This window comes from Microbacterium sp. AC215 (assembly GCF_979258645.1).
In genome coordinates this window covers 2,667,184-2,680,072 of sequence record NZ_OZ409869.1, presented here as the reverse complement: position 1 = coordinate 2,680,072, position 12,889 = coordinate 2,667,184, and the positions used below count along the sequence as shown (strand labels likewise).

At 68.5% G+C, this 12,889-nt stretch carries 8 protein-coding genes, 1 pseudogene and 1 riboswitch; of the genes and pseudogenes, 2 read left to right on the top strand and 7 right to left on the bottom strand.

Translation table 11 applies throughout. The features are described from left to right. Positions 1-27: 27 nt before the first annotated feature. The 4 genes from ACZZZF_RS13055 to ACZZZF_RS13040 form a co-directional block, all read right to left on the bottom strand. A complete protein-coding gene (locus ACZZZF_RS13055; RefSeq protein WP_053099269.1) occupies positions 28-1,068 on the bottom strand; it encodes a TerC family protein in 1,041 nt (346 codons plus the stop codon). A gap of 235 nt (positions 1,069-1,303) precedes the next feature. Beyond that, positions 1,304-2,101, bottom strand: a complete 798-nt coding sequence (locus ACZZZF_RS13050) for an energy-coupling factor transporter transmembrane component T family protein (protein ID WP_463498703.1) — start codon at positions 2,099-2,101, stop codon at positions 1,304-1,306. After that, positions 2,098-3,558 (bottom strand): ABC transporter ATP-binding protein, encoded by a 1,461-nt coding sequence (locus ACZZZF_RS13045; protein WP_232224488.1) that lies wholly within the window; start codon positions 3,556-3,558, stop codon positions 2,098-2,100. The genes ACZZZF_RS13050 and ACZZZF_RS13045 overlap by 4 nt, the downstream gene beginning before the upstream one ends. Further along, positions 3,555-4,211, bottom strand: a complete 657-nt coding sequence (locus tag ACZZZF_RS13040; protein ID WP_053097984.1) for an ECF transporter S component — start codon at positions 4,209-4,211, stop codon at positions 3,555-3,557. Before ACZZZF_RS13040 ends, ACZZZF_RS13045 begins: the two co-directional genes overlap by 4 nt. Beyond that, a riboswitch (TPP riboswitch) is annotated at positions 4,205-4,314 on the bottom strand. Its footprint overlaps the gene before it by 7 nt. A gap of 83 nt (positions 4,315-4,397) precedes the next feature. Between ACZZZF_RS13040 and ACZZZF_RS13035 the strand changes: the two genes are divergently transcribed. Beyond that, positions 4,398-5,861, top strand: a complete 1,464-nt coding sequence (locus tag ACZZZF_RS13035) for a D-alanyl-D-alanine carboxypeptidase family protein (protein ID WP_463498700.1) — start codon at positions 4,398-4,400, stop codon at positions 5,859-5,861. A 115-nt stretch (positions 5,862-5,976) separates the two neighbouring features. Here the strand turns inward: ACZZZF_RS13035 and ACZZZF_RS13030 are convergent, their stop codons facing one another. The 3 genes from ACZZZF_RS13030 to ACZZZF_RS13020 form a co-directional block, all read right to left on the bottom strand. Then, positions 5,977-8,223, bottom strand: coding sequence for an ABC transporter ATP-binding protein (locus ACZZZF_RS13030; protein WP_463498697.1), 2,247 nt, complete (start codon positions 8,221-8,223; stop codon positions 5,977-5,979). After that, positions 8,220-9,947 (bottom strand): ABC transporter ATP-binding protein, encoded by a 1,728-nt coding sequence (locus ACZZZF_RS13025; RefSeq protein WP_056280467.1) that lies wholly within the window; start codon positions 9,945-9,947, stop codon positions 8,220-8,222. The genes ACZZZF_RS13030 and ACZZZF_RS13025 overlap by 4 nt, the downstream gene beginning before the upstream one ends. A 200-nt stretch (positions 9,948-10,147) precedes the next feature. Continuing rightward, positions 10,148-11,209, bottom strand: coding sequence for an enoyl-CoA hydratase/isomerase family protein (locus ACZZZF_RS13020; RefSeq protein ID WP_463498695.1), 1,062 nt, complete (start codon positions 11,207-11,209; stop codon positions 10,148-10,150). Here ACZZZF_RS13020 and ACZZZF_RS13015 point away from each other — a divergent pair. Continuing rightward, positions 11,103-11,888: pseudogene (locus ACZZZF_RS13015) on the top strand (ATP-binding cassette domain-containing protein); the annotation flags it as partial. The gene ACZZZF_RS13020 and the pseudogene ACZZZF_RS13015 overlap by 107 nt on opposite strands. Positions 11,889-12,889: the final 1,001 nt, after the last annotated feature.

Below are 12,889 nucleotides of genomic sequence, written 5' to 3'. Positions count from 1 at the left end.
CGGACGCGTCGGAGCGGCGCGACTGGTTCACGAGTGTTCCTTCTGGGTGTCGGTGGTGAGCGGTGCAGAGCTGGACGGATCAGGAGTGTCGAGCGCGTCGCGCTTGTCGTCGCGTCGCGTCTTCATGAGGCTCGCGACGGTGGCGACGGCGATCGTCGCGCCGATGAAGACGAGCGAGAACCAGATCGGGATCTCAGGCGCCCACAGCATCGGCTCGCCGCCGTTGATGAACGGGAGCTCGTTGACGTGCATCGCGTGCAGCACGAGCTTGACGCCGATGAACGCGAGGATGACCGCGAGGCCCTGCGCGAGGTACACGAGGCGCTGCAGCAGGCCGCCGATGAGGAAGTACAGCTGGCGCAGGCCCATGAGGGCGAAGGCGTTGGCCGTGAAGACGATGTAGGCCTCTTCGGTCAGACCGTAGATGGCGGGGATCGAGTCGACCGCGAAGATCAGGTCGACGAAGCCGATCGCGATGATCACGAGGAACATCGGCGTGAAGAATCGCTTGCCGTCGCGCTGCACGGTCAGGCGGTCGCCGTTGTACTCGTCGCTCACCGGCAGGATACGGCGCACGAAGCGCATGAATCGGCCGTTGGCCGGGTTGTGGTCGCCCTGTGCGAACGCCTGGCGGTAGGCCAGGAACAGCAGCAGCGCACCGAAGAGGTAGAAGATCCAGGAGAAGTTCTCGATCAGCGTGGCGCCGAGCGCGATGAATCCACCGCGCATGATGAGCGCGATGACGATGCCGATCATCAGCACCTTCTGCTGATAGATGCGCGGCACGGCGAAGCCGGTCATCACGATGAGGAAGACGAAGAGGTTGTCGATCGACAGCGCCTTCTCGGTCAGGTACCCGGCGAAGTACTCACCGCCGTACGTCCAGCCCGACACGGTGCCGATGCCGACGCCGAACAGCAGGGCCAGACCGATGTAGAACGCCGACCAGCGGGCGGACTCGCCGATGGTGGGCTCATGGGGCTTTCGCACGTGGGCGAAGAACTCGTACACGAAGAAGGCGATCGTGACGGCGATCGTGATGATCCACACGAGGGGGGTGATGTTCAAGGAGGTCTCCAGAAGACGAGGCGTGACGAGGTCGACGCCAAGGTCTTCTCCATCCTCGAGAACGAGGACCGGGGACCCGGGATGCAGGGACATCCGTAATGACGAGCCGCCCGTGGTGGAGTACTCCCCTTGGGTTCACTCGATGCTAGCGAATACATCGGCATTCCAGCTATGAGAAAGCTGAGTGGATGCTGCCAGGTCCGGTGGTTCGGGCGGGCGTCCGGTCGTGGGCTCGTCAGGCGGTCGGGCCGAGGATGAAGTTCCACGCACCCGTGAGCACCGCCGCCGCGATCGCCACCGCCGGGATCACCGCCGCGACGACGACCAGCGCCGTGTCGCGTCGGTCCCACCTCGACTCCCGCGCCCACGAACGCGGTGCCGAGCCGCCGAAGCCGCGAGCCTCCATGGCCGTCGCCAGCGACGATCCACGACGGATCGCCAGCACGAACAGCGCGAACGCCATGCCGAGCGCACGACGGACCCGCCCCTCGTCGGCCACCCCGCGCGCACGCCGTGCGAGAGACAGCGCCCGCCAGTCGTCGACGAGCAGTCCCAGCATCCGCATCCCCGCGAGCGCGCCGACGACGAATCGCGCCGGAAGCCTCACCCGCTGCGCGAGGTCGTCGGCGAGGTCGGTGGGGTCGACCGTGATGAAGAGCACCACCGCGGGGAGTCCGATCGCGAGCACGCGCACGGCGGTCGCCGCAGCGAGCGCGAGCGACCCGTCACTGATGCGCATGACGAGCCACTCGACATGCACGGTGCCGCTGGTCGCGCCGTAGAGAGCGATCGTGACCGCGCTGAGCGGCGCCGCGATCCACAGCACCGCGGTGCGGGTCCAGAACTCCTTCGCGCGCAGGCCTGCGAGCACGAGCAGAGGGATCTCGAGCAGCAGGGCGACGGATGCCGACACCACGTCGATCGTCAGCACGAGGGGGAGGGCGATGAGAAGCGCCGCGATGAGTTTCGCGAGGGCCGAGCGCGGGGCGATCGGACCGGATCGTTCGACGCGGGCGGTCAGCGGATCGATCATCTTCCCACCTCGATGCGCCGAGCGTGCAGAGCCTCGAGCACGGTCTCGTCATGACTGATCGCCACGATCGCCGTGCCCTCGTCGCGCAGACGTGCGATCAGGCCGACGAGTTCGGCCCAGGTCGTCGCATCCTGCCCGAAGGTGGGCTCGTCGAGCACCAGCATCCGGGGCCGCGTGGCGAGGGCGGCGGCGACCGTGAGCCGCCGCTTCTCTCCGCCCGACAGGGTGTAGGGATTGGCTGCGGCGAGCGAGGTGAGCCGCAGTCTTTCGAGCAGGTCGTCGACTCGGGAGGCGATCTCGGCGTCCGGCAGCTTCAGCGCCCGCGGCCCGACCGACAGCTCGTCGCGCACGGTCTTGGCGAGCAGCTGGTGCTCGGGCGTCTGCATGACCGATGCGATGCGCGTGAGCAGCGCGCGCGACGACCAGTGGATGGGATCCGGCTTCTCTCCGGCGGCGAGGGGCGGCAGAGCGGCGACCCGACCTTCTTCGGCCGGGATCAATCCCGCGAGCGTGAGCCCGAGCGTCGATTTGCCTGCGCCGTTCGCGCCGGTGACCCCGAGCACCTCTCCGGCACGCACATCGACGTCGAACGGACCGGCGACGGCGAGCCCGCGCCTGCGAGACACGGTGAGACCACGGGCCTCCAGCAGCGTCGCTCCCGGCCGCTGCGCCGGTGCGGGCGGGACGGCGGGCGGGTGCCCGGGAACCCAGACACCGGATGCCGCGAGCTCCGCGCCCCGAGCGCCGAGGACCGCGTCCGGGCTGCCGTCGGCGAGCACGACCGTTCCATCCGGCTCGGCGCCGAGCACGATCACCCGGGTCACGAGCGGCAGCCAGATGTCGATGCGATGCTCGATGACCACGAGGGTCGCACTCGTCGCATCGAGGGCGGCGGCCACGGCATCCCGTACGTCCCGCACCCCCTCGGGGTCGAGGTTCGCCGTCGGTTCGTCGAGCAGGATGGCACCCGGTCGCATCGCGAGCACGCCGGCGAGGGCGAGGCGCTGCTTCTGACCGCCCGACAGCGCGGCCGTGGATCGATCGAGGGCGACGTCGAGCTCTACGGCGTCAAGCGCCGCGCGCACCCGCTGCCAGATCTCGTCTCGGGGGACGCCGAGGTTCTCGCAGCCGAAGGCGACGTCGTCGCCGACCCTCGCGAGGATCGTCTGCGTATCGGGATCCTGCAGGACCATCCCGACCCGACCCCGGGCGTCGGTGGGCGGCACGCCGTCGACGAGCAGCGCACCGTGCGTCTCGCCCTCATCCGCACCGCCGAGCACCCCACCGAACCCCTGGAGCAGCGTCGACTTGCCCGAGCCGGAGGCGCCGAGCAGCAGCACCCGCTCCCCCGGCTCGATGCGCAGGTCGACGTCGCGCACCGCCCAGCGCCGTCGCGTCGCGTACCGCCACCCCCAGCCACGGGCTTCGAGGGTGGCGGGCGTCGTGAGCGAGCTCACACCCGTGCGGTGACCTCGCGGCCGGCGGCGAACCGGCTGAGGGCGCCCGTGGCGGCGAGGCCTCGTGCGATCAACCACGCCCCGAGTCCGGCGATGACCGCGCCCGAGATGGTCGTCGAGACGATGTAGACGCTCGTGAAGAGCGTGTCGGCGCCGGCGTACCAGAGGATGCGGTCGTTGATGCCGCAGGCGAGACCCGCACCGGCACCAGCCAGCATCGCGACAGGCAGCCGCCAGACGCCGTACAGGAAGATCAGGAACACCAACTCTGCGCCGAGACCCTGCACGAGGCCCGAGACGATCGTGAGCGGGCCCCACGCGTTGCCGACGAGTGCTGAGATGATCGCGGCGACCAGCTCGGTGTACAGAGCGGCACCGGGCTTGCGGATGATCAGACCGCCGAGCACTCCGGCGATCAGCCAGGGGCCGGCGAGCAGGCCCTGAACACCGGGGAGCAGCGGCGTCAGGATGCTGCTCGGCACCTCGTAGCCGACGTTCCAGAGCAGGAAGATCATCGCGCATGCGACGGCGATGACACTCGCCACGACGATGTCGACGACCCGCCAGCGCCAGAGCTGCGGGCGACCGAGGCCCGTCGACGACTGCGTGGCCGATGCCGATCCCGTGGTGGATCCGGACGTGGATGTACTCATCTGTGACTCCTCCCTGCGCTGGCATGACCCAGATCAGGTTCGACGGTCGAAGCGCGATTCGCTCCCTCTCAGCCCGGCTCGCCGGACTCCCGTGGTTGTACCCACGATCTTACCCAGAGGCGACACCCCGCGTCCTCTCCCGCTGCAGCGACACGCATCCCCGCACGAGTTCGGTACCGTGAGGAGGTGACCGCTCCCGATTCCGCCGAGGCCACCGCCTCCGCCGTTCCTGCGGATGACGACGTCTCTGCGATCTTCACTCCTGAGGCGACTCCCCCCGCGCAGTGGGCGGAGGAAGACAGCGGCGGCACTCCCCTGACGTGGGTCGACCCGGTCGACGTGGCCCAGCACCCGGCGACCGACGCGCTCGATGACGCGCCGGCCGTGGAGAGCGGCGGTGCACTGCTGACCGGAGCGCACCTGCGCCCGGCGATCGCCCGGCCCGGCGTGCTGGTGCCGCTCGGCGTCCTCGTCGGCTTGCTCGGCACCTACGCCGGATCGGCCATGCTGTGGCCGTTGCACGAGGTCGCGCCGACGGTTCAGGCCGTCGAACTCGCCCCCGTCGCGGCGCCCGCTGCCGCGATCACCTTCCCTGCCCAGGGAAGCGCTGCCGTGGGGATCGGCGGCATCGGCACGACGTCGTCGTCGCTCGACGCTGCGGCGATCGCAAGCGTCACCAAGGTCGTCTCGAGCTTGATGGTGCTCGAGCGGATGCCCCTCGCCGTGGGCGAGCAGGGCCCCGAGTTCTCGTTCACCCGGGCCGACAACCTGGCCTACTGGGACTACCGCCGCTCCGACCAGTCCGCGCTCGACGTGCCCGTGGGCGGTACTCTCACCGAGTTCCAGCTCCTCCAGGGAACGCTGCTCGGATCGGCCAACAACTACATCGACCGGCTCTCCGCGGAGATCTGGGGTTCCCCGTCGTCGTTCACCGCCGCAGCAGCTGTGTGGCTGCGCGACCGTGGTCTCGACGACATCACGATCATCACTCCGTCGGGCTTCGACGACCGCAACCGGGCCACACCCGAGTCGCTCGTCGCGTTGGCCGAGATCGCGATGCAGAACCCCGTCTTCGCCGGCATCGTCGGAACTCCGTCGGTCGATCTTCCGGGTGCGGGCACGGTGGTGAACACGAACGGGATGCTGGCGGACCCCGGCGTCGTCGGCGTCAAGACCGGCACGCTCGGCGACAGCTGGAACCTGTTGACCGCGAAGGTCGTCACTGTCGACGACACGACTGTGCATCTGTACGCGTCGGTTCTCGGTCAGGCCGACGACGCGCAGCGCCTCACGGAGACCCGTTCGCTGTTCACGCAGGTCGAGACGGCGCTGGAGCAGCAGACTCCCGCCGTCGTCGAGGGCACGGTCGTCGGCACCGTCACCACGGCGTGGGGCGCGAGCACCGATGTCGTCACGGATGCGGATGCCGATGTGGTCCTGTGGAACGGCGCCGTCGCCGAGGCCTCGACGGACTTCTCACTCGGCGACAACCGCGAAGCGGGCGACGAGGTCGGCACGATGACGAGCGTCGGGCCGTTGAACACGGTGACGACGTCGCTGTCGCTCGCCGACGATGTCGATGCCCCGAGCCCGTGGTGGCGGCTGACCCACCCCCTCGAACTCCTCGGCATCACGGCCGACCAGCGCTGACGCGTCGTCCCTCCAGCGAAAGCCCGACGGACGCAGAACGCCTCGCCGCCCGGGATTCGGGAGGCGAGGCGTTCTGTCACTTCAGGGGCTCTGTCGCTTCAGGCGCTCTGGCGCTTCAGGAGCGTGAGGCGCCTCCGGCATCCGGCCGTTCGACGACTGCCTGCGCGGCCGCTGCCTCGGCGGCGGGAGTCTGCGCCCCCACCGAGACGCCGACCTGTGCCGACGCAGCCGCGTCTTCGGCGTCGCCGCTCATGACGACCGGAGTCGACCCGGTGAGCGCGTCCTCTGCGTCGATGTCGGTCGCCGCCTGTTCGAACTGCGACTGGTAGAGGCGCCAGTAGGCGCCCTGCGCGGCGATGAGCTCGTCGTGCGTGCCCTTCTCGACGATGTCTCCGTGCTCCATCACGAGGATGAGGTCGGCATCGCGGATGGTCGACAGGCGGTGCGCGATCACGAACGACGTGCGTCCCTGTCGAAGCGCCGCCATCGCGTGCTGCAGCAGCAGCTCGGTGCGGGTGTCGACCGCCGACGTGGCCTCATCGAGGATCAGGATCGACGGCTGGGCCACGAACGCTCGCGCGATCGTGATCAGCTGACGCTCGCCCGCCGAGACGTTCGACGCGTCTTCGTCGAGCACGGTGTCGTAGCCCTCGGGGAGGGCATGCACGAAGCGATCCACATAGGTCGCCTTCGCCGCTTCGAGAACCTCGTCGTCGGTCGCGGTCGAGCGTCCGTACCGGATGTTCTCGCGGATGCTCCCCGCGAACAGCCACGGGTCCTGCAGGACCATGCCGGTGCGAGAGCGCAGCTGGTCACGCGTGACCTCGGAGATGTCCTGACCGTCGAGCAGGATGCGCCCGCCGTTCAGTTCGTAGAACCGCATGATGAGGTTGACGAGAGTGGTCTTGCCCGCTCCCGTCGGGCCGACGATCGCGACCGTCTGACCAGGCTCGACCCGGAACGAGAGGTCGGTGATCAGCGGACGGTCGGGAGTGTACGAGAACGCGACGTTCTCGAACTCCACGACGCCCTTGCCGTCGGCGAGCTTCGGAGCATCCGCGTCGTCCGCTTCCTGCTCTTCGGTGTCGAGGAGCTCGAACACCCGCTCGGCCGATGCCGTACCGGACTGCACGACGGCCGCCATTCCACCGAGCTCGGACAGCGGCTGCGTGAACTGCTGCGAGTACTGGATGAACGCCTGCACGTCTCCGAGACGCAGCTGCCCGTTGGCGACCATGAGACCGCCGAGCACCGCGATGCCCACGTAGGTGAGGCTGCCGACGAAGGTCATCGCCGGCATGATGATGCCGGAGAGGAACTGCGCCTTGAAGCTGGCCTGGAACAGCTCCTCGTTCTCGCCCTGGAACTTCTCCAGCGCGTCCTGCTCGCGACCGAAGACCTTGACCAGCGCGTGACCGGAGAAGGCCTCTTCGACGCGAGCGTTCAGACGGCCGACCTTGCGCCACTGGGTGCCGAAGGCCTTCTGCGAGCGAGGGCCGATGACGCCGAAGATCACACCCATGAGCGGGAGTGCCACGAGCGCGACGAGAGCGAGCTGCCAGGAGATCGAGAACATCAGGACCAGCACGCCCACGACCGTGAGTACGGCCGTGATCGCGCCGGACAGCGACTGCTGCATGGTCTGGGTGATGTTGTCGATGTCGTTGGTCACGCGCGAGATCAGATCACCGCGCTGCACCTTGTCGAAGTACGACAGGGGCAGACGGTTGATCTTCGCCTCGACCTGCTCGCGCAGACGCCACATGGTGCGGACCATGATGACGTTGATGACGTAACCCTGGATCCAGCTGAGGAAGGCGGCGGTGACATAGATCGCCAGCACGGCGATGATGATCCACCGCAGCGCGTCGAAGTCGACACCGTCACCGACACGGAAGGCGCCGAGGGCCTCGACCTGGTTGGCGAAGTCGTCCTGCCCTCCCTGGCGGAGTGCCGCGACGACATCGTCCTGCGGAGTGCCGGCGGGGAACCCGGGGAAGTCCCCGTTCGCCTGCGCGAGCTGCACGGAGATGAAGCCCTTGTAGATGAGGTTCGTGGCCTCACCGAGCACCTTCGGCGCCGCGACCGTGAGCACGACGCCGACGGCGCCGGCGATCGACACCAGGATGAACCAGACGGCCGACGGCTTGAGCAGCCCGATCATCCGGCTGAAGCTCTTGCCGAAGTTGTCGGCCTTTCCGGGAGCGACGCTGTCCCAGCCGCCGCCGTCCTGGCGCGCCTTCTCGGCGAGCTCGGCCTCGTACTTCTCTTCGTCTGTCAGCGCCGGCTCGACCGCAGTGGTCGTGTCCGCCGCCTTGGCCGCGCGACCGCGGCGGGTCCGGGGAGCGTCCTGCTCGCTCATGCGTCCACCCCCAGCTGCGATTCGACGATCTCTCGGTAGGTCGTACTGGTCTCGAGAAGCTCCTCGTGCGTGCCGACGCCGACCATGGTGCCCCCTTCGAGGACGACGATGCGGTCCGCATCGGTGATGGATGAGACGCGCTGCGCGACCACGATCTTGGTCACGTGCGGCAGTTCACGCCACAGCGCCTGCCTCAGTCGGGCGTCGGTGGTGAGGTCGAGCGCGGAGAACGAGTCGTCGAAGACCAGGATCTGCGGTTGACGGACGATCGCGCGGGCGATCGCCAGGCGCTGACGCTGACCGCCCGAGACGTTGGTGCCGCCCTGAGTGATCCTCGAGTCGAGCCCCTGGGGCATCTCCTCGACGAAGTCGCGTCCCTGAGCGATCTCCAGCGCATGCCAGAGCTCTTCATCGGTCGCGTCCTCGCGGCCGTACCGGAGGTTCGAGGCCACCGTTCCGGTGAAGAGGAACGGACGCTGCGGAACGAGGCCGATGGTCGCCCACAGCGACTCGACGTCGGCATCGCGCACATCGGCGCCGCCGACGAAGACGGCTCCGCCGGAGACGTCGAAGAGTCGTGGGATCAACGACACGAGGGTCGTCTTGCCGGCACCGGTCGATCCGACGATCGCCACCGTCTCGCCGGGCTCGGCCGCGAAGCTGATGCCCTTGAGAACGGGAGAGTCGGCGCCCGGGTAGGTGAACTCGACGCCGTCGAAGGCGACCGAACCGGGTGTCGGGAAGTCGGTCACGCCGTCGGCCGGTCGCACCATGCTCGACTGCGTCTCGAGGACCTCGCCGATGCGCTCGGCCGACACTGCCGCGCGCGGGATCATGATCGCCATGAAGCTGGCCATGATGACGCCGCCCATGATCTGGCCGATGTACTGCATGAAGGCGAAGATCGTGCCGACCTGCACCGTGCCGCTGTTGACCTCGATGCCGCCGAACCACACGACCGCCACGATCGTGACGTTGAGGATGAGCATGAACAGCGGGAACAGCAGGACGAACAGCGAGCCGACCTTGCGGCCGACGACCATGATGTCGGTGTTGGCACCGCGGAAGCGCTCTTCTTCGATGCCCTCTCGGACGAAGGCACGGACCACGCGCACGCCGGTGAGCTGCTCGCGCAGCACGCGGTTCACGGTGTCGAGCTTGCCCTGGTAGCTGCGGAACAGCGGAACCATGCGGCTGACGACGAGACCGGCGACGATCAGCAGCAGCGGGACGGACACGGCGATGAGCCAACTCAGGCCGATGTTCGTCTGCACGGCGAAGATGATGCCGCCGATCGCGAGCAGCGGCGCGGTGACGAGCATCGTCGCGCCCATCATCGCGAGCATCTGCACCTGCTGCACGTCGTTCGTGTTGCGCGTGATGAGCGAGCCGGCGCCGAACTGCGACACCTCTCGCTCGGAGAATCCGCTGACCTTGGCGAAGACGTCGGCACGGATGTCGCGCCCCGCACCCATCGACGCGCGAGCCGCGAAGTAGGTCGCGATGACCGACGCGATGATCTGGCCGAGCGAGACGGCGAGCATGAAGAGCCCGGTGCGCCAGATGTAGGCGGTGTCGGACTGGGCCACGCCCTTGTTGATGATGTCTTCGTTCAGGCGCGGGAGGTAGAGGGTGGCCAGAGCGCTGGCGAATTGGAACACCAGCACGGCGACGAGCAGCCACTTATAGCGGGCGAGATAACGGAGGAGGATTTTTCCCAGCACAGGCGGACTTTCTAGGAAGGATGAATCGGCGGATCTCCCGACGGGCGGACGCAGGCCGACGATCGCGCACATGCAAGGGTGGCACGAACTCCGGACATTCGTATCCCCCTGTGGGCGGACCTTCGCTCACAGCGAACCATTTCGGGCGCGGCCAGCGGTTTATGCACCGCGGCGAACAACCGCGGATATATCGAAATGCTCTAGAAGAGGGGGGCTTCGGGCGTGAAGTGTCGAGCGTCGGCGCCGGGGTCTGCAGGCAGTTCGGAGATCGTCGCCGGGTTCCACTTCGGATTGCGGTCCTTGTCGATCAGCTGCGCCCGGATCCCCTCCACGAGGTCGGGATGCCGCAGGACGAACCACATCACGCGGCGGTACTCACCCTCCAGGGCGGCACGCAGGTTCGGCAGCGCACGTGCTTCCCGCACGGCGTCGAGCGTGACGGCCAGCCCGGTGGGCGCCAGGCTCTCGAGCAGATCCGCGGTCGCCGCGGCATCCGGGGCCTCGTCCGCGCGCAGCCGCGACACGATCTCCGCGACCGTGTCGGCGGAGAACGCGTGGTCGATCCATCCCCGAGAGGCCGGAAGCGTCGACGGATCGGGAGTCTCGTCGAACAGCAGCACGATCTCGGCCGGTCCTGTCGGATCGGCACGATACGCGAGCGCCTCGCGCAGCGCGTCGAGGCGATCGGAGGGCACGAAATGGTCGGCGAAGCCGAGCAGTACGGCATCCGCTCCGTTCATCGACGCCCCCGTGAGCCCGAAGTACTCGCCGAACCGCCCAGGGGCGCGTGACAGCAGCCACGTGCCGCCCACGTCGGGCGTGAAGCCGATCCGCGTCTCCGGCATCGCGAGCTTCGATCGCTCGGTCACGATGCGGATGGCCGCGTGGCCCGACAGTCCGACGCCTCCGCCCATCGTGATGCCGTCGGCGACGGTGACCACGGGCTTCGAGTACTCGGCGATCATCGCATTCAGCGCGTACTCCGCGCGGAAGAACTCCGCCGTCTCATCGGATCGGCCCTCCACGATCTGCGCGTGCAGTCCCCGCACATCGCCGCCGGCGCACATGCCTCGGTCGCCTTCGCCGTCGATCAGCACGATCTGCACATCGGTGTCGTACCGCCACCGCTCCAGCGTGCGCGTGATCTCCTGCACCATGCCGAAGTCGAGCGCGTTGATCGCTTCCGGTCGGTTCAGGGTCAGCCTGCCGAGGGCTCCCTCGGTACGGACGAGGACCCGGGAAGCGGCGCTGGATTCGGTCACGATTGCCAGGCTACCCGGTGGATTGAGCCTTGCATCCGGCCGTGTCTGTACGGTAAATGCACGATCCGGCGGCTTTTCCGGCAGGATAGACAGAACTGCCCACTGCAACGAGAGGTCGCAGATGCCCGACGGACAGGTGCTCGAGTTCACGCACGTCACGAAGCGGTTCAACGACGTGACGGCGGTGTCCGACTTCTCCGCGCGGGTCGAGCCCGGCGTCGTGACCGCTTTCCTCGGCCCGAACGGCGCCGGAAAGACCACCACGCTGCGCATCCTCCTCGGTCAGGTGCGCGCCACGAGCGGCACCGCCACGATCGGCGGAGTCGCACATCCTGAACTGCGTCACCCGCTGCGCACCATCGGCTCCGTCCTCGAGGAGACCGCCTACCGCCCGCGGCGTTCGGCAGCCCGCCAGCTGACCATCGCGGCCAAGGCCAACGGCATCCCGCTCTCGCGTGTCGACGAGGTCCTCTCTCTGGTCGGGCTCGAGCACGAAGCGGAAGGACGCATCGGCAGCTTCTCGCTCGGGATGCGGCAGCGGCTGAGCGTCGCGCACGCGCTGCTGGGCGACCCTGGCGCGCTCGTCTTCGACGAGCCGGCGAACGGGCTCGACCCCGAAGGCATCCGGTGGATTCGCCTCCTCCTGCGCCGCCTCGCCGATGAGGGCCGCACGGTTCTCGTCTCCTCACACGTGCTGAGCGAGATCGAGCAGGTCGCAGACCACGTGCTCGTGCTCTCGAAGGGCCAGCTGGTCCTCTCGAGCGGCATCGAGAAGCTGGCCGACCCGTCCGCCGGATCCGTGGTCGTCGACGCCGAGGACCGCGCGGCCTTAAAGGCGGCGCTCTCGGCCGCCGGCCTCGAGGTCGAGGTGCTCCGCTCGGGTCTCACGGTCCGCGGCAGCAATGCCGGCGCCGTCGGCGCCATCGCCGCATCGGCCGGCATCGCTCTGGCGACCCTGGTGCAGCGCGGCCCGACGCTCGAAGACGTCTTCATCGAGCTCGTGCGCGGCGGGAGACTCGCCCCGCAGGCCATCACGGCTGCACCGGTCATCGAGTCTGAGACGCCGGTCGCGGATGCGACAGCGCCGCTCGCGGCGGTCCCTGCGACGCCCGACGCTCAGGACGTGTCCGGTCCGAGTGCCCCCGATTCTGCTGCGTCCGACGCCGCTGCGTCCGAAGCCGACTCGTCCGAAGCCGACTCGTCCGATTCCGACTCGTCCGATTCCGACGCCGAACGCGCGGAGGCCGATGCGGCCGACGTCGAGGCTGACGCCGCCGCGGATGCAGCGGATGCGGCTCGCGACATCGAGTACGCCGCGGCGGAGCTCGGCTACGCAGCGGACGCCTCGGATGCGAACGACGCCGAGGATGCGGCTGATGTCGCCTCCGATGCCGCGCATGCGGGCGGTGACGAGGTCTCCGGCGACGACGACTCGACGGGGGAATCGACCGAGCACGAGACCCCGGCCGAGGATCACCCTCAGCCCTCCTTCGACGACATCCTCTTCGGCACGACCCCTGTCGATGCTCCCACCGATCCCGATGTCCCCTCGGCGGCCGAGAGTGGCGCGGAGGAGCACTCCGGCGTCGAGTTCTTCGGCGAGGCGCACGACTCCGAAGACGCGTCGGAGTCGTCTGATGACGTCGCCGCACCGTCTGACGATGACCCCCGATCCGCGGC

Excerpts from the sequence above, each read along its gene's own strand:
- ACZZZF_RS13050 (WP_463498703.1), bottom strand. The coding sequence starts at position 2,101 with ATGATCGATCCGCTGACCGCCCGCGTCGAACGATCCGGTCCGATCGCC.
- ACZZZF_RS13040 (WP_053097984.1), bottom strand. The coding sequence starts at position 4,211 with ATGAGTACATCCACGTCCGGATCCACCACGGGATCGGCATCGGCCACG.
- ACZZZF_RS13030 (WP_463498697.1), bottom strand. The coding sequence starts at position 8,223 with ATGAGCGAGCAGGACGCTCCCCGGACCCGCCGCGGTCGCGCGGCCAAG.